Annotated in this window: 17 protein-coding genes; 3 read left to right on the top strand and 14 right to left on the bottom strand. The window is 60.0% G+C overall.

Annotation, left to right across the window (positions count from 1 at the left end; all coding sequences use genetic code 11):
• Nucleotides 1-103 precede the first annotated feature (103 nt).
• Together P0111_00600 and P0111_00595 are read left to right on the top strand one after the other, a co-directional pair.
• Nucleotides 104-907, top strand: coding sequence for an electron transfer flavoprotein subunit beta/FixA family protein (locus P0111_00600; GenBank protein ID MDF0642501.1), 804 nt, complete (start codon nt 104-106; stop codon nt 905-907).
• Nucleotides 908-946: 39 nt separating this feature from the next.
• Nucleotides 947-1,963: an electron transfer flavoprotein subunit alpha/FixB family protein gene (locus tag P0111_00595; GenBank protein MDF0642500.1), complete on the top strand. Its 1,017-nt coding sequence runs from the start codon at nt 947-949 to the stop codon at nt 1,961-1,963.
• 318 nt (nt 1,964-2,281) lie between these two features.
• On the opposite strand, the gene P0111_00590 is transcribed toward P0111_00595, so the two are convergent.
• The 14 genes from P0111_00590 to P0111_00525 all read right to left on the bottom strand — a co-directional run bounded on the left by P0111_00590 (nt 2,282) and on the right by P0111_00525 (nt 15,727).
• Nucleotides 2,282-3,502, bottom strand: a complete 1,221-nt coding sequence (locus P0111_00590; GenBank protein MDF0642499.1) for an acyl-CoA dehydrogenase family protein — start codon at nt 3,500-3,502, stop codon at nt 2,282-2,284.
• The gene (locus P0111_00585; GenBank protein MDF0642498.1) at nt 3,492-4,118 is read right to left on the bottom strand and encodes a V-type ATP synthase subunit D; all 627 of its coding nucleotides are present in this window, start codon (nt 4,116-4,118) and stop codon (nt 3,492-3,494) included. The genes P0111_00590 and P0111_00585 overlap by 11 nt, the downstream gene beginning before the upstream one ends.
• A gap of 60 nt (nt 4,119-4,178) precedes the next feature.
• The gene (locus P0111_00580; protein ID MDF0642497.1) at nt 4,179-5,597 is read right to left on the bottom strand and encodes a V-type ATP synthase subunit B; all 1,419 of its coding nucleotides are present in this window, start codon (nt 5,595-5,597) and stop codon (nt 4,179-4,181) included.
• A 168-nt stretch (nt 5,598-5,765) separates the two neighbouring features.
• Nucleotides 5,766-7,499, bottom strand: coding sequence for a V-type ATP synthase subunit A (locus P0111_00575; protein MDF0642496.1), 1,734 nt, complete (start codon nt 7,497-7,499; stop codon nt 5,766-5,768).
• The gene (locus tag P0111_00570; GenBank protein ID MDF0642495.1) at nt 7,496-7,837 is read right to left on the bottom strand and encodes a V-type ATP synthase subunit F; all 342 of its coding nucleotides are present in this window, start codon (nt 7,835-7,837) and stop codon (nt 7,496-7,498) included. The genes P0111_00575 and P0111_00570 overlap by 4 nt, the downstream gene beginning before the upstream one ends.
• Complete coding sequence (locus P0111_00565; GenBank protein MDF0642494.1) at nt 7,804-8,889, bottom strand: V-type ATPase subunit; 1,086 nt, start codon at nt 8,887-8,889, stop codon at nt 7,804-7,806. Before P0111_00565 ends, P0111_00570 begins: the two co-directional genes overlap by 34 nt.
• Before the next feature lie 27 nt (nt 8,890-8,916).
• Nucleotides 8,917-9,513: a V-type ATP synthase subunit E gene (locus tag P0111_00560; protein ID MDF0642493.1), complete on the bottom strand. Its 597-nt coding sequence runs from the start codon at nt 9,511-9,513 to the stop codon at nt 8,917-8,919.
• 8 nt (nt 9,514-9,521) lie between these two features.
• Complete coding sequence (locus P0111_00555) at nt 9,522-9,743, bottom strand: hypothetical protein (GenBank protein MDF0642492.1); 222 nt, start codon at nt 9,741-9,743, stop codon at nt 9,522-9,524.
• A gap of 28 nt (nt 9,744-9,771) precedes the next feature.
• A complete protein-coding gene (locus P0111_00550) occupies nt 9,772-11,679 on the bottom strand; it encodes a V-type ATPase 116kDa subunit family protein (protein MDF0642491.1) in 1,908 nt (635 codons plus the stop codon).
• Nucleotides 11,680-11,715: 36 nt separating this feature from the next.
• Nucleotides 11,716-12,114, bottom strand: coding sequence for a V-type ATPase subunit subunit G family protein (locus P0111_00545; protein ID MDF0642490.1), 399 nt, complete (start codon nt 12,112-12,114; stop codon nt 11,716-11,718).
• 22 nt (nt 12,115-12,136) lie between these two features.
• Nucleotides 12,137-12,415 carry a trypsin-like peptidase domain-containing protein gene (locus tag P0111_00540; protein MDF0642489.1) on the bottom strand — a complete coding sequence of 93 codons (279 nt, stop codon included), beginning with the start codon at nt 12,413-12,415 and terminating at the stop codon, nt 12,137-12,139.
• A 334-nt stretch (nt 12,416-12,749) separates the two neighbouring features.
• Nucleotides 12,750-13,949 (bottom strand): citrate synthase, encoded by a 1,200-nt coding sequence (locus P0111_00535; protein MDF0642488.1) that lies wholly within the window; start codon nt 13,947-13,949, stop codon nt 12,750-12,752.
• 685 nt (nt 13,950-14,634) lie between these two features.
• The gene (locus tag P0111_00530; GenBank protein ID MDF0642487.1) at nt 14,635-15,126 is read right to left on the bottom strand and encodes a hypothetical protein; all 492 of its coding nucleotides are present in this window, start codon (nt 15,124-15,126) and stop codon (nt 14,635-14,637) included.
• 124 nt (nt 15,127-15,250) lie between these two features.
• Nucleotides 15,251-15,727 (bottom strand): hypothetical protein, encoded by a 477-nt coding sequence (locus P0111_00525; GenBank protein ID MDF0642486.1) that lies wholly within the window; start codon nt 15,725-15,727, stop codon nt 15,251-15,253.
• A gap of 845 nt (nt 15,728-16,572) precedes the next feature.
• Between P0111_00525 and P0111_00520 the strand changes: the two genes are divergently transcribed.
• Nucleotides 16,573-17,166: a response regulator transcription factor gene (locus P0111_00520; protein ID MDF0642485.1), complete on the top strand. Its 594-nt coding sequence runs from the start codon at nt 16,573-16,575 to the stop codon at nt 17,164-17,166.
• Nucleotides 17,167-17,454 lie beyond the last annotated feature (288 nt).

The raw sequence follows: 17,454 nt of genomic DNA, 5'->3' as shown, positions 1-17,454 counted from the left end.
TCCCGCGCTTCGTGGGACCGACGCCCTTCGCCGCGTCTGCGCGTGGTGTCGGTCCGACCCGGACGCACACTGGAGGACGGGCCTCTGACCATCGGGGAACCGAATGAATCTCGTCGTCTGTATCAAACAAGTTCCGGCTACCGAGTCCAAGCTTATCGTCACAGCAGTGGGGATGGACATCGACCGGTCAGGTCTCACCTTCGTTGTGAATCCATACGATGAGTTTGCGGTCGAGGAAGCGCTACGGATCAAAGAGCACCTCGGCATCGGCGAAGTCACCGCCCTGTCGCTGCGCCCCTATGCGGCGCAGAAGCCGGAGGGGGCCTTGCGGAGCTGTTTGGCGATGGGGGCTGACAAGGCGATCTTGTTGAGCGATCCGGCGTTCGAGGGCGGCGATAGTTACACCACGGCGTTGGTGTTGGCCGCCGCCATCAGGCGGCTCGCCTTCGATGTGGTTCTATTCGGCAAACAGGCGGTGGATGACGATGGAGGAGCGGTCGGAATCCAAGTCGCGGAGTTACTGGGCATTCCGCATGTCGGCGTGGTGAATAAACTGGATGTCGATGTTCAGATTCGCCGCATTGAGGCCCATCGCCAAATTGAAGGCGGGATCGAAGTGGTCGAGGCGCCGCTGCCGGCCGTGGTCACTTGTCAGAAGGGCCTTAACGAGCCGCGTTACCCGTCGCTGCCGGAAATCATGAAGGCCAAGCAGAAGCTGCTTGAGATCTGGGGCCGGGAACGGCTCGGTTTAGCGCCGTCGGCAGTCGGCGCCGCCGGGGCGAAATGCAGCATCGTACGCCTGGAACTTCCACCGGCGCGACCGCCTGGCCGAATGATGACCGGCGATGCCGCAGCCGCAGTCAGAGAGCTTGTCAGGCTGCTCCATGAAGAGGCACAAGCGATCTAGCGATTCAATCTGACGAACCGGATGCACCGAGCTGACGCGATGAACCAAACGAACCTGACAACCCGGACGAACCCGATCGTGGTGTTTTGCGAACAGCGTGAGGGGTGCCTCAAGAAGGCGGGGCTGGAGGCCTTGGGCGAAGCCTGTCGTCTCGGCAAGGGGTCGGACAGGGCCGTCGCCGTCGTTCTGATCGGGCCCTCGGTCGGCTCCCTCGCACAGGAGCTTGGAGCGCGCGGCGCCTCACGCATTGTGATCGCTGAAGATCCCGCATTCACATACTATTGTTCGGAGATCTTCACCACGATTCTGGCCGAGGTCGCCAGGGCGCTCCAGCCGACGGCAATTGTGATGGGTGCCACCGCACTGGGAAAAGACCTCGCTCCAAAATTGGCCGCAAGACTCGCGAGCGCGCTGATGCAGGACTGCGTGGCGCTGGAGATGGAATCCGACGGCTCGCTACTCGCCACGCGTCCCGTCTACGGAGGGAAACTGCGCGCGGTGGTAAAGGCCACGACTCCGCTGATGCAGATCGTGACGCTCCGCCCGAACATCTTCGCGCCACCGGAGCCCAGGCCCGCGCCGGATATTCCTGTTGAGAGACTCACCATCTCCTGCGATGCCGCGCGACCGATGGCCAGGGTGCGCGAAATTCGGAGAACGGCGGACGACAGGAAAGAATTGACCGAGGCATCGATCGTCGTGTCGGGAGGCCGTGGTCTCAAAGGACCGGAGAACTTCAAACTGATCGAGGAACTCGCAACCGCCCTGGGCGGCGCCGTGGGCGCGTCGCGGGCGGTGGTGGACGCAGGTTGGAAGCCGCATGCCTCTCAAGTCGGCTTGACCGGGAAGACTGTCTCGCCGCAGCTCTATATCGCTTGTGGAATCTCGGGAGCAATCCAACACCAGGCCGGTATGTCCTGCGCGCGCACCATTGTTGCGATCAACAACAATCCTCACGCTCCGATCTTCAAGCTCGCCACCTACGGCATCGTCGGCGATCTCTTCGAAGTGGTCCCGCGGCTGATAGAAGAAGTGAAGAAGCTGAGAATAGGTTGAGTGAACTGCCAAATCCGGACCGAGGTAGGCCCCGCGCCCCACATCGTTCCGTTTTCCATCAATCCATATTTCAGGAAGACTTGCGGTCCTGCCGGAACTTCGCTACCGACAACGATCGTCTCCCCCGAAGATCCCCCAACTCGTTCCGAAATGGGCGGTGCGTCGTTGTCTGTCTTGACGGTCAGGATGGGAAGAACGGTAAAGCCAGGCACGAGAATCAGGATCGTTCCGTGCCTCCACCAGGGGGAAAGCGCTTCAACTTTCGAAGAAGTTCTGTCCATCGCCAACTCGATGGCAGCGGAACGTGATCGTCCCCGGCTAGGTAAACGCCTTGATGCCGAGCAGATGGGAGCCGATCAACAATTTCTGGATCTGCGACGTGCCTTCATAGATCGTGGCCACCTTCGCGTCACGGTAATACCGCGCGACCGGCGTTTCTTCCGAATATCCGTACGCCCCGAAGATCTGAACCGCGTCAGTTGCCGCCCGCACCGCCGCTTCAGAGGCAAAATACTTTGCGATGGACGTTTCGAACGAGTTGAGGATTCCCTGGTTCTTCAGATGCCCGGCGCGAAACACGAGCAGGCGCGCGGCATCCAAGTCCACCGCCATGCGAGCGATCATGTCTTGAACCAGTTGAAAACTTCCGATGGACCGGCCGAATTGTCGGCGCATTTTGGCGTACTCCGTGCAGGCGTCCAGGCAGCCTTGGATGATTCCGACACAGCCGGCTGCAACGCTATATCGGCCATTGTCGAGCGCGGACATGGCCACTTTGAATCCTTGGCCGGCTGATCCCAATAGGGCGGTCTCAGGCACCGAACAATTCTCGAGGATCAGTTCGCCGGTGTCCGACGCGCGAAGCCCCAACTTGCCGGCGATGGCTTGAGCGGGGAATCCCGGGGTGCCCTTCTCAACGAGAAACGCGGTGATCCCATCGTGGGCCTTGCTCGGATCTGTCTGGGCAAAGACCAACGCAAGGTCGGCCACCGTACCGTTTGAGATCCAGGTCTTTGTCCCGTTGAGCACCCAACCGGCTCCCTGTTTGACTGCCATGGTCTCCATGCCGGCCGGATCGCTTCCGGCATTCGGCTCCGTGAGGCCGAAGCAGCCCAGCATACGGCCGCCGCACAGCTCGGGCAGGTATCGGCGTTTCTGCTCCTCGGTTCCCCACCGCATCAGGGTCAGCTCGACCAGTGAGACTTGCACCGACAAGGTCGTGCGAAGCGAGGAGTCGGCTCGCCCTACCTCTTCGGTGAGGATGGCGTGACCGATGTAATCCAACCCTGAACCGCCGTATTCTTTCGGGATGGGTCCTCCGAGGAAACCCATCACGGCCATGCGGTTGAGCAACTCACGCGGGAACCGTCCGGTTCGATCGTTCTCTGCAGCGACCGGTGCGATCTCTTGGTCGGCGAATCGCCGCACCGTTTCCCGTACTAGTCGTTGCTCATCGGTGAAGTCGAAGTCCATTTCCGTACTCCGTTGTCCGTCGATCGTCTTCCGTTCTCCATGTAGGGGAAACGGATCACCGTCCACGACTCATGCTCTTGAAGCGTTTCATCCGGAACAGGTCTTCCCGCTCACGCTCTTCGAGGGTCTGTCGAATGTTCGTGACCTCTCGGGTCAATGCAGGAATCATCACCTCATTGAGCGCATTGATCCGGCGCGTTGCTTTCTTGATCTCAGATCCGAGCTTCTTCAGCCGCAACTCAACCGAGACGCTGCGTAGGATCACTTCCAGTACCTGTTCGAACCGTCGTGCCGTTTCGTCTATGTGTGTGGACACCCCTGACGTGGCGTAACCTCGCGCATCCAGCGCCCGAAGCACAGGAGCGTAGCGGACTTCCGGAAACCGGACGCCCCACACATTGCGTTCAGTCAGCTCGATGGGGAGAGTCCGGCTTGCCGCATAACCGGCTGATCGGAGCGACGCCCGGCCTTCCATGCCGAGAGCCAGCGTCAGGGTGGAGAGAGCCTGTCCCATCACACCCTCCATTCGGGCTCGGCTTTCCGCCACACGATCCATGACGGCGAAGAATTCGTGCACCAGCGCCTCACGCTTGCTGCGGAGCAGCTCCAGCCCGCGCTGAGCGACTTCGACCTGGCGCTTCAGGAACAGCAGATTCATTCTGGTGCGGCCGAGCGTTTCCATCGCACCTCGTAGTCGTTGTTCGTATCCCTCTCGGACGAGATACGCCTTACGAGCAACGCTTCACGTCTCTTTTCGCCCGTAGTACCGTTCAATCAGTTCCGGCTTCACCCTTGTCAGTCGCTCTTTCGGAAGATAGCGCAAGAATGCCCATCCGAGGTCCAAGGTCTCCGCGATCTCGCGCTCGTGCGACCCTTGGTTCACGAACTGCTGCTCAAAGTCCTGGGCGAGCTTCAAGAAGTGTTTGTCGGACTCACTCAGACCATCCTCGCCTACGATTGCCGCGAGACGTCGAATGTCTCGCCCATGTGCGTAGAAGGCATAGAGTTGATCGGCCACCGCCCGATGATCCTCACGAGTTTTGCCGGGACCAATCCCGAGGTTCATCAGCCGCGACAGACAGGGCAGAACGTCGATGGGAGGAAAGATGCCCTTGCGATGCAGCTCGCGGGACAGCACAATCTGACCCTCCGTGATGTACCCGGTCAGATCGGGGATCGGATGAGTGATATCGTCATCCGGCATGGTGACGATCGGAAGCTGGGTGATTGAGCCGGCTTTGCCCCTGATCCGTCCGGCCCGCTCGTAGATGGAGGCCAAGTCCGAGTACATGTATCCCGGGTAGCCGCGCCGGCCTGGAATTTCCTCCCGTGCCGTCGCGATTTGGCGCAGCGCTTCGCAATACGCAGCCATGTCGGTCAGGATCACCAGCACATGGCGCCCTAGCGTGAAGGCCAGATATTCTGCGGCGGTTAAGGCGTACCGTGGGGTAAGCAGCCGCTCAATCGTCGGATCATCCGCGAGGTTCAGGAACACGACCGTGTGCTCCATCACGTCGCCACGTTCGAACTCACTGAGAAAGAACGAGGCTTCCCGAAACGTGATCCCCATCGCCGCAAACACGATGGCGAAGGGACTGGCTCCCGCCCCCTGGGCGGCGCCTGTCCCCGTGTCCTCCCTCACCTTCGCTTGACGAACGATCTGCGCCGCCAATTCCTTGGCCGGCAGCCCGGCGCCGGAGAAAATCGGCAGCTTCTGCCCGCGCACCAGCGTGTTGAGCGCATCAATGGTTGAAAGCCCTGTCTGAATGAAATGGGAGGGCTTGTCTCGAGAGACCGGGTTCATAGGCCGCCCAATGATGTCCATGCGGATATCGGGGATGATCGACGGCAGGCCGTCGAGAGGCAGCCCGGCGCCGTTGAGTCGCCGGCCTAGAAGATCGGGCGAGAGATCCATCATGGCAACCGATTCCGTGAGCCGGACTCTGGTCCCGGTCACTCCCAAGCCCGTCGTCTCCTCCAAGACCTGGATGACGGCATGCTGCTCAGACAGCTCGATCACTTGACCTCGTCGGGCCTCGCCGCTGGGGAGAAGAATCTCGACCATCTCTCCGAGGGAAGCCTTCTTCAGCTTCTCCACAAAGAGTAGCGGGCCGGCAATGCCGCTGACGGCCTGATAGTCGCGGGTGATCAGGTCATCCATTCCTTGTCGCACCTCGTCTCTCGTCGCTCATATCTCGCTATAGTCCGTCGCGCGTGAATCGTTTCTCGCAGCGTTAACGCACTGGGCGCTCACCGGCTCGCGCCCGTCCGCAAGCGTGACGCTCACTGTTCTTCGCGTCGCGGACATTCACCCTTCACGAGCGACGCTTCACGTCTCCAGCTCCTGCTGCATCTTCCCGATCATCGTCTGGGCCTGCTGGATGCAACCGTCCGGAGGCGTCTCCTTCATGCGCTCGAGCTCGCTTCTAAACGAAGAGGCAAGGAGTTGTTCAATCCGACGCCCCTGCTTAAGCAAGGCCTGGCAATAGCGAAGAAATTCCAACTGGGCTTTCAGCATCCAGTACTGCTTCGCGAGCGGGCAGGCCGCGTCAATGTCAGAATAGGCGTTCTGCCGGAGGTACTCTTCCCGAACCAGGCTGCTGACCTCCAACAGGATGCGCTCCGGGTCTTGGAGCGCATCGATCCCGACAAGCTGGACGATCTCCTGCAGTTCCTCTTCTTTTTGGAGGAGTCCCGCCAACTCAGCCCGGAGCTGAGGCCAGTCGGGTGCAATCTTCGTCTGAAACCAAGGATCGAGAGGTGTTGAGTACAGCGAGAAACTACGCTTCCAATTGATCGCAGGGAAATGGCGGCGATGCGCCAGATCCGAGTCCAACGCCCAGAGCCCCCCGGTCACTTGCATCGAGCTTTGCGTCACGGGCTCTGAAAAATCTCCACCCGGTGGAGAGATGGCGGAGACGATCGTCACCGACCCCTGAAGGTCTGTCTGTCCCAGACAGCGGACCCGGCCACCACGTTCATAAAATCCGGCCAGTTTGGTGCCCAAGTAGGTGGGATACCCTTCCTCACCCGGCATCTCTTCCAACCTGGCCGAAATCTCACGGGTCGCCTCCGCCCAGCGTGACGTGCTGTCTGCCATCAGGGCTACGGCATAGCCCATGTCGCGGTAGTATTCCGCCATGGTGATCCCCGTGTAGATCGAGGTCTCTCGGGCCGCCACCGGCATGTTCGAGGTATTGATGACGAGGACGGTGCGCTCCATGAGCGGCAAGCCGGTGCCGGGATCGTTCAGGTGTGGAAACTCGGTCAGCACTTCGGTCATTTCGTTGCCCCGTTCCCCACAGCCTATGTAAATGATGATATCGGCCTGCGCATACTTGGCGAGCGTTTGCTCGACCACGGTCTTCCCAGTTCCGAATCCCCCGGGCACAATCACGGTTCCGCCGGAGGCGATGGGGAAGAGCATGTCGAAAACCCGCTGGCCGGTAATGAACGGTACGTTCGGAGGGAGCCGTTCGGTGACAGGACGAGAAGCCCGCACCGGCCAGCGCTGCAACAGAGTCAATGAACGGTCCCCATCGAGCCAGGCAATCGGCTCCTCGATGGTAAAGGTGCCTGCCTGAATCTTGGAGAGCGTCCCGGACCATCTCGGCGGGACCAAAATGCGATGTTCGACCTTCACGGTCTCTTGAACGACTCCCACGCACGTTCCACCGACGACTGCCGTCCCGGGACGGACTGTTGGAGTGAACGCCCATCGTCGTTCTCTGGACAGGGCCGGCAAGGTGACCCCACGCGCAATCCAGTCACCCAGCCGGGTCGCGATCACGTTCAATGGACGCTGGACCCCATCAAAGATGGAGCCGAGGAGGCCAGGACCGAGCTCCACTTGGAGGGGCTCTCCCGCATCGGCCACCTCCTCGCCGAGCATCAGTCCCGTGGTGTCTTCATACACTTGAATCGTCGCTTCCCCTCCGCCAAGACGAATCACCTCCCCGAGCAATCCTGTCTTCCCGACCGCGACACGATTGAACATGCGGGTTTGTTCCATTCCCCGTGCGACGACGGTTGGGCCGGAGATCTTAATGATGGTTCCGCTCATCGCTTGATTTTCAGTTGATACCCGATGGCTCGTCGGAGGAGACGGGCGAGGTATTGCTCTCGGGGTTCCCCCACTCGCTCGGCCTGAGAGACTCGGATTCCAAAGAAGACCGGGCTCACGCTTTCCTCCAGCTCGATCTGGCTCTTCTCCGGAAGCCCCATCCGGTACTCCTCGTTATAGATTACGATTCCTGCCTCCTTCGTTCGAAGGAACGCAAGCAATCGCTCTGCTGCCTCTTTCTTGGCGCTCACCTCACTCACTTCGACACCAGCCAATCGAAAACCCAGCGCTGTGTCGGGATCAGTCACGACGACCAGACGGGCCATAGGATCAGCCATTCCGCGATTTGTTCCTTTTGCATTCCCAATGCCTTCCCTCGGAGGATCATCCGGAGATTACGGACCTCGTTCGTCTTCTGCTCGATATACGAGATCGCCTGACCGATCCCCAATGGATCCGGCCGAGCGAGGCCTACGGCTTTGCGCATGCCCGCGCTGTCCAAGTGTCTCTCCACAAGCGGAAGAGCAATGGTGTCGCTTTCCGGAAATACGTCGGCAAGCCACCCGTAGGGGGTTGCCGTGAGCCGGGCGAGTCCATCGTGCAGATCTCGAGCGTCCACAACCGCCTCGTAGTCGGATCGAGTGAACCGTCCCCCTCCCTTGACGAAATGGCGGCGGGCCTCTACCGGAGAAAGAGCACTGCGTTCGGCCAGGTAGCGGAGCGCGGTCAGAATATTGACCTTATCCGCGAGAAACCGGAGATAGTCCCCCACGATTCGGGCTTTGTCATCGCCGTCACCGGCCAGTCGGGCTGTGCTCATAACAGCGAACCGATCCAGCTCAGACTCAAGCGGCTGCAGCGCGTCGGCCTCTCCGAGCAGGTTCAGTCCGGTTCTGACCGGACGGGCGAGTGGAAGTCGCCACGTCTCCAGCAGATGAGCCGCGGCTTGCATGGTCGGCGCTCGTGCAAGTTCGGCCACAGCCATGTCGTCCAGGATCCCGACCGGAAGCGTCGTCGCCAGGATTTCTTCGACCGGCGCGGCAACCCGCTTCCCGCGCAACACCGTTTTCACATTGTAGACATCCCATCGAAGGAAGAGCGCGTTGATCAGCTCTCGCGAGCGATCGGAGAAGAAGCGCCGAAGCGCGCTGAGATTCTGCATAAGGTCCCGCCGCAGAGCTTCATCGATGCGAATGATCGTCTGGGAAAGCTGAGCAAGATTGAGTGCCGTGAGAGTTTGCTCCACCGTGCGCGCATACGACGAACTCTTCAGCGCCTGCACCAAGGTATCGAGGCGCTCCTGGCCTAACAAAGACTCATACTGCCTCCGGCTGAGAAGACGGCCCTCCATGGCACGGATCCTGGCGTTGGTATAGGCGTAGTCAGCCATTTGTCATCTCTCGCGTGAGGTCGCGGCTCATTGCCGAGCACCGACTGTCTCCTCGATGAACAACAGTCGGTTCAGCTCGATCGTCAGTTCCGGCTTCGCCTTGGCGAGACGAGCGGCCAAGCAGTTTGTTAAGACCTCGCCATTCCCTTCCAACCTGATCCCAAGAAGCAGGTCATCCTGGTGTTGCTCTTCAAAAGTGATGCTTCGCTCTGTCAAGATCTCTTCAAGGTAGGGACGCTCCCGACCATCAATGAGCACTCGGGGTGATTGAGAAGAGCTCGCGGTGAGTATTTCGTCAAGGAGTGCGCTGAGGACCGCCGTCCGAGCATGGCCGGTAAGCGTCGTGGCCTTCTGACTGACGTGCCGCCACACGGCATCTAGGATCTCTCGCTTGGCTCGGAGCATGACATGGCGAGCAGAGAGAGCCGCGCTGCTCAGAATCACAGCGCGCTGGGTGGATAGGCTTCGGCGGATGGCGGCGTCTGCCTCACGGTCCAAGGTTTCGCACTGTTGCTGCGCATCATTCAGAAGCCGCTCGGCTTCAACCTGAGCCTGACGCACAATGGCTTCGCTCTTGGTTCTCCCTTCTTCCAGCAGCGCGTCAATGAGCGTTGCGTACGGCATCGTGAGCCTTACTTGAGGGCGAATAAAATCAGAATGGCGACGGTAAACCCGAAGATGACCAACGTTTCCGGGATGACGAGCAAAATCAACACCGTCCCGAAGGCCTCCGGTTTCTCCAAAATGGCACCAATCGCCGCTGCACCAATCCTAGCCTGCGCCAATGCTGTAGCCAGGGCCGCCAGCCCAATGGCCAAGCCCGCACCGATCGCGATGAGTCCGATCTCTGTCATGATCCCTCCTTCATGGTTGTCCTCCGCCTCATCCTCGAACAGGTAGTGTCGGATGGAGATGCCGAAAAGGCTTGTACTGGCGGCCGCCGGGCGCAAAGAAGTTTTCGAAAAATTCTACATAATGGAGCCGGAGCGATTGGATGGTCGGTGAGAGGATGCCGAAGATGACATTAATCCCGTGGAGCGTCACCGCGATGACGATGCCCAAGAAGACGTTGCCCACCAGGCCGCCCAGCTTGTTGGCGGCAAAGGCAAGCGCGGCCGACGCGACGCCGATCCCCATCAGGCGCAGGTAGGAGAGCACATTGACCAGGTTGTGCAGCTCCATGACTCCGCGGCCCCTTCCAGAGATGAAGATGATGACCAGCGCGCACAGCAGCCCTACGACCTCCGCCGATCTCCATTCGCGCGGCGCTAGTCCGGCGACGCTTGCGAGGAGAGAGATGAATGACAGCACAAGCACCATGCTGCCGCACTTCATGAGACTCACCTGCCGGTTCCCACGCCGCAGGGCAGAGTGCGCACCCAGCGCAAGCCCTAACACCACATGCACCGTGCCGATCCCGATGGATATGTAGAGAAGAGGCAAGAACGATTGCATGCGGTTCAGGACCGGACGCAGACCGACATACTCGCCCAGTTCCCCAAACAACTCCCCAAACAGGAGACCGAACAAGATTGCCGAACCCGAAGCCCACAGGAAGATCGTCGAAAGGTCGCGAACGAGGGGGTGGGAACGGCACCGCCGTCGGACCATGGCTGCGGCGACAAGTAGGAGCAACCCATAGCCGACATCGCCGAGGATCACGCCGTAAAACAAGGGGAAGAACGTCGCCACGTACGGAGTCGGATCGATGCTCCCGTATCGCGGCAAGGACACGACTCGGGTCAATGTTTCAAATGGTTGGAGAAAGGCGGGATTGCGCAGTGCCACCGGGACAACCGCCCATTCCTGGGGAGCAACCGGACATTCTTCCAACACAACCTTGCCGCCGAATTCGTCCCCGATCCTGAGCCGTAAGCCGGTGAGCATCCGACACGGGACCCAGCCGTAGATCAAGGTGGCCATCTCGGTTTGATAGAAATACAGGCTCGCTTCGATTCGTTCGAGGCAACGCACAATGGCGTCGTGGTATTCCGCTAATTCCTGGCGCCGCTGGAGTGCGACCTCTCTCAGTTCCCCGCGATAGCGGTGCGCCTCCAGAGGGAGCTCCGTCTTCTGCTGAAGTAGCATGCGCACGGCCTCTCCCAAAGGCTTGTCTGAGACGGACACCGGCAGTCGTAGTTCGGCGATCCCTTCCTCCCACAACAGATTGCGAACCCTGGCGCTATGCACCTTGGAAAACACCAGCAGCACGACCAACGAACGTGCGTCTATCCTAGTGTGGAACAGCTCATAACCATTGTCCGTGATCTTGGCCATCATTTCTCGCAGGAGACGCAGGAGATCAGGGGATCCTTCGCGCTCATCGAGCGTCACGCCGAGGTGGTCCAATTCCTCGCTTTCCTGAATGAACCGTAAGAACGGCGCCAATCCCGCCAAGGCCTTTTCATACTTGGACAGGAGGGCTAATTCCTCTTCACAAGCCTTCAGCCGAGCGGACAGATCGTCAACACGGGCAGCGATCTCTCGGACTGAATGGTCAAGCTGCTTGATTGCTCCTTCCGTAAGGTCCGGATGCCGAGCTTGTTCCGTACTGATGCGCTCGTTTGACGAGATATCAGGCAAGAGTAGAAGAAGCCGACGCACGTCTTCCTGCAATCGTTCAAGTTCAGCCCGCCGTTGTCGGACAGATTCATTCATCACCTGAGGACGTAAGGGGATCCGTGCCGCTTCCATCGGAGCAGACTCGATATGTAGGACGCCGGTCTCCTGGAGAGTGGACGTCACACGGTCCACGAGAGTCCGGGGAGCAACCAATCGTACCTTCGCCATTGACTCAATCATGGATTCGCCCTCGGCGACCGGTATTCAGCCGTCAGCTTTCAGCGCGTTTTGATTTCTGCCGACGGCTGATTGCGAATCACTGATTAGAGGAGATGGCAGAATCCGCTTGAGCACCAGGCCGACCGCCTCATCCATCCTGCGCATGCACCTGCCCTTGAGATCGCCAGCCTTTGCCCGTGCATTCGTGAGCAGTTGCTCAGCCTCACGTTCTGCCTCCGCCGTGCCGGCGGCCTCGACCGCTTTCTTCCTCTCCTCAAGGCGGCGACGTGTCCCGCGTAACAGGGTTTCAGCCTGAGCCCGAGCCTTGTCGAGAATGGCAGCCGCGTCTTGCTGAGCCGCGCGCAGCATGTTTTCCACTTTCTGCTCGGCAGCTTGGATCTGGATGAGAATCTCCGGGGACTTCTGATCCGACGGCTCAGACATGGCTGCTTCCCTCTTCGACAACTCAACTTTCCGAGTGAAATAATTCGACCACCCTGGCGATCGGCACGCCGGAACCTACTGCGCCGAACCGCGTCATGATGGACGAGTGGACGGCAATGAGTTCTCCTTGGCTGTTGAAGATCGGACTCCCGCTTCCTCCGCTCGTGGTCTGGGCATCATGGATCACACGGTTCGGAACAGCGTCGCTTACGTGGCCCTGCGTCGTCAGCGGCCTGATGAGGTTGCGGCCGGTCAGGTCTTGCACGAGCTTCTGCAGATTGCGGCCTGCCCCTTTCAGCAACCCGGCGGCTGCCTGAGAGATGGATGACGGAAAGTCTCAATCCGATGTCGCCTGGGCCGTGCGGTGCGGCATCACGAGATTCGCCCACACGAGCCGGCCTGTTCACCTCATGAGTCGCCACCGTCACCATCGTTGCAAGGCTCCGACCGCCGGACCCTACGTCCCTACGGCCCGGAAGGCCCACCCCCCTCTTTCACGATCTGTCGCCTCTTCGCCACAGCTTCTGCCAGGACTACGTTCTTGCAACGGTCACACATCCAATGTCCATTTTTCCTAACAGTCTGTCGCTTCGTCTCACCGTGGTCACGCGATCGTGAGAGCTGCCATAATCTCGCTATGCTCCTCCCAGCCGGCGACCAATGGGAACATAGGCTCGGCCGTGCTGTCCGTCATAGATCTGATCCGGTCGGAAGAGCTTATTGTCCTTGAGCTGTTCCAGCCAGTGAGCCAACCAGCCGCTCACGCGCGCCATCGCAAATAGGCACGGGAAAAAGTCTTCATCGAGACCCATCGTTGCGTAGAGCACGCCGGAGTAGAAATCCACGTTGGCGTGGATTCCTTTGCCTGCTAATAGCTCTTCTCCGACCCGCTCAACTTCCTCTGCCACCTCATACAGCCGAGAATGTCCATAGTGTGCAAAGAGCCGGTGGGCTAACTCTTGCAGGATGACGGCTCTCGGATCTTTTATCTTGTAGATCCGATGCCCGAATCCCATGAGTTTCTGCTTCGCGGCCAGCCTCTTCTGGATGTATGGCCGGACGTTGTCCACCGATCCGATCTCCTCCAACATTTCTATGGTTTCCAGGGTCGCTCCGCCGTGGAGAGGTCCTTTCAGGGTCCCGATCGCCGAAGAGACGACCGTGTAGGGATCCGCCAGCGTGGAGGCGGTCACCAAGCCACTGAAGCTGGAGGCATTCATCGTGTGCTCGGCATGGAGAATGAGGCAGGTGTCCAGCACCTTCGCGATCATAGGGTCGGGCACTTTCTCCGTCAGCATGTACAAGAAGTTGCCGGCATGGTCCAAATCATCGCGGGGCGGAATCTGCTCATCGCCGCGTCGAAGTCGGTAGTATGCGGCTACGATCGTGGGAACCTTCGCGATCAGTCGGATGGTCGACCAGTATTGCACTTGGGGATCTAATACCTGTCTCGCCGGGTAGAACATCCCGAGGGCTGCGACTGCGGCTTGCAGGGCATCCATCGGGTGCCCGTGCTCGGGGAGACATTTGATCAGATCACTGATTTGATACTTGATGCGCCGATGCTGTGTCACATCGACCGTGAACCGGTCTAGTTCAGTCTGTCCCGGCAGTTGATCGTAGAGCAACAGGTAGGTCGTCTCCAGAAAGGAACTGTGCTTAGCCAGCTCCTCAATCCGGATCCCGCGATATTCCAGCGGACCCGTCTGGCCGTTTACAAAGCTGATGGAGGACTTGGCTGCCGGCACACCGGCGAGGCCGGGAGAAAATTCATGCTGGATAGCCTCTGGGATCGCCGTCGCCTCAGGGGCGGCGGCCTTCACGTCTCCCTTCATGGTCCTGACCTCGGTTCAGAATATGTGACACAATTGCGTCCGAACCCCGCGCACCCGTCGGCATTGCCGACACGGACTCGCTTGTCAGACTGCTCATCCCTCTTGTTCACAATCCTCGGATCCACCCGCGCCCCGCAGATCACACAGCGCCTGGCACCCACACGGCCAACTCCTTCGTTGGTCCAGTCCGGCGCCACGAGCCCACCGGATCGATCACAGGCATAAGGGCGGTCTCTCCGCGCTGGCTCAATACCCGCTGGTCTGGTCGCCGCCACGCCTATGCCCGTTCCCACAACGACAGCACTCGCATGGAAAGTGCCTATGTCGTTCCTCGCAGTTCCAACGGAACCCATTGATATGCTGGAGACCGAATGGCACCGGTAGTTGACTCGATCTCGTCGGGAGCGGGTGGTGGGGTGTTTCAGGCCAATGCCGGAAGAAGTGATGGCGCGAATTGCCTCAAGATGGAGCGACTATCTAAGTTGCCGTCAACACGGTCTTCTCGCGCCACTGTTTATGATGCTTCACATCAGGACCCGCTCCGGTCGAACTCCGCAGCCCCGATCGGGCTCCAGAGCGCCGGAGCGCTGAACAGGGCTGCGGCCGCCGCCCACACGATCACGACATCATCTAGCCTCCTACGCGCCCTACTGCGAGACCTTCCGGCTCGGGATTCATCAACCCGTCATCCGCCGCCGACCTCGCCCTTGGTCTCGACGACATACAACTCCCCTCTGACCTCGGGGTGAATGTCACACCAGATGGCGTATCGTGCACTTTCCGCGATCCCCGTCGCCGGATCATTCTTCGAGGCCATCGTGGAGAAGTGGAGCACCATCGTCTTTCCCGGATCCACGTGGTAGGCCTTGATGTTTCTCCCTTCCACCAAAACTCCGTCACCCTCCATCCGAACCGATACTTCCTTGAACAGCTTCGCGGCGAATCCGTGAGTCACGCTGTCCATGTTCCGAACCACAATCGTGGTGTCCTGCGACGGCATGGTGAACCCCACGGTGTCATACCCATGGGTCCGGTCCTTGATGGTGATCTCCACCTTCGATGGTGGCGCCCCCATCCCCTTAGCTTGCGCATAGGCCGTGCCTGTTCCCACCAGCATCAATGCTGCCGCGATGATGGGAACAGCGAGCAAGCCGATTGTATGCCCTCGGATCTGCATGATTGACCTCCTTGGTTCGAACATTCACCGCCTCGTGTCCTCTGAATCCCGCTACCTACTGCTTGTCAGTTCATGCCCCCGTCACGCCATTGACCTCCTTTCTTCTGGCGCATCGGCTCGCTTACTAGCCTCGACGCTCGATGACGAACAGTTCCCCTTTCACCTCCGGGTGCATGTCGCACCAGATGACATGACGCATGAGCGGACTCATCATCGTAAGTGGAGCGTTCGCTGACCCCTTTGTGAAGTGGAGCGTCATCGTCTTCCCTGGGTCTACCCGGAACACCGGGCCATCTTTCCCCGTCACCTGGTACCCATCGCCTTCAAGACGAACCGAAGTGTCCTTGAACAAGGGGGAGTAGAACCCGTGGGTCACCCCATCCTCGTTGCGGACCACGATGGCGGTCGGATTCCCTTCTCGCCCATAGCCGGAGACATGGAATTCCATTTTCTTGATGGTGACCTGGATCGTCAGTTCCGTCGGTTCCTGTCTTGCTGTGGCCGCGTCGCTCGCAACCGACTCCCCGCCTCCCAGCAAACCGAGCACCAAGGCCATAGAGCGGCACATGGCGGACAGCGGAACACGCCTCATCCATCTCATGGCGCACCCCCTCTCTTTGAGCCACATCGTCGTTTCCTTCCTCCTTCCTTGCATCCCGGTCTCTCACGAACCCGGGCGTGATTCGCATCTGCGCTTTTAGATTAATCATGCATAGACTCCTGCACAATGAGGCAAGTGCATCAATTTGGGCGTGGGTGATTGACACCAGTCCATCGCGGCACGCGTTGTTCCTCGTCACATTCGCTATCTGACGCCAAGACACCTGCCAACAGACGTGTCGATCGTTCGTGCGGGTAGTAACACTTACGTGCAGGCTGTTGACAAAGTCCGTCAGCGGCGTTCCCGCGGGACACTGCCGCCTCACCATCTCGCGGGCGTTCACAAACGTGCCGCGCCTTATTCCGCGCGGCGTGAACCTCGTCGCGGCCTTCAGGGAAACCGACGCGTCTTGGCGCGTCGGGGTGGGTGGGTGGGGAAGGACGGCCTTTCTGAACAGCCTGCAGGGCATGCGGATGGCGTCCGTGACCCCAGACACGACTCCATTTCCGAGGTCATCACGCAGTATGTCAACACACTGCTAGGCTCTTCTCAAGGCGAACCGCTCACGGTCCGGCGTGAACGCTCAACCTATTCAGAGGGCCCTGTCCCTAATGGCCCCATATACGCCGGTCTGTTCGGACAGTGAGGCCACGGATGGTGTCGCCGCCCGGCACGAAACAGCGTGGTCTGCGCGGTCTGGATGGTGACGAGCCCGCCCAGCCTGCCGATTGCGGATGCCCCCGTGGCTACCCCTAGGGTGTTTCCTAGTTACTCCGTCCTATTCGACGCGCTATGCGTAGAGAGCCGGGCTAGGGCATGGTCTGCGTGATCAGGAGGGAAATACCATGTACGCGTCGCCGCGGGATGATCAAGCGTTGTCGTTTTTGGCGGATCGGCTGCGGGAGCGGGAGTCCACGGCTGCAAGTGTCGTAAGACCACAGCCCGCGCTCCGCTGGCGGGTGTTGATCGTGGACGGTCATGCGGCGATTCGCGAGATGATGCGGATCATCCTGGAACCGTGCGGGGATCTCATCGAAGTCGTCGCGGACGCCTCCGACGGGGAGAGCGCCATCAACCAGGCGGTCCTTCACAAGGTCGATCTGGTGCTGATGGATGTCAACCTGGCCTCTCCGAACGGGGTGGAAACCACGCGTCGCCTCAAGCAATCGATGCCGCATGTGGTGATTCTGGGCCTGTCGGCGGACTATACTCCCCACATCTACAACTCGATGATCGCCGCCGGCGCCGCAGCCTTCGTCCGAAAGCAGGATGCGGTGGACATGCTGTTTAGGACCATCGTGTATGCGATGTTCCACTATTGCCGCCCGCGTGAGAAAGCTCGGGTACTCGGAAGTAGCGCGTCGGCCCGTTTCGAGGACGGGAGCCAGGCAGCCGTCCGAGCCCCTGTTCCCGGGACGTCCCCTCCTCCACGCTTCTGAGTCGCTTCGTCACGCCGACTCCGAGCCGTCCGTCTTCACTTCGGCTCGGACGAATCACACAAGCAAGCCGATCGGCGCCCCTGGCTCGGTGTCGCCGCCCTCAAGGTTCGTTCCGGCGAAACACAAGCAACGGTCTGTACCGTTTCCGCGAAGCGGGGACGCAGGGAGGCACCCATGCCGTGGATGAGTACGAAGGGACTCTCCTCGGCAGATGATGGTGAGGATGTTTCGCGACCGTGACGAGGCCGGATGCCGTCTTGCCCAGCGGCTTCTCGCCTATCGAGACAG

It is taken from the genome of Nitrospira sp., assembly GCA_029194535.1.
Taxonomy (GTDB): Bacteria; Nitrospirota; Nitrospiria; order Nitrospirales; family Nitrospiraceae; genus Nitrospira_C.
The sequence above is the reverse complement of the archived record's forward strand: the minus strand, read 5'-3'. Positions and strand labels throughout refer to the sequence as shown.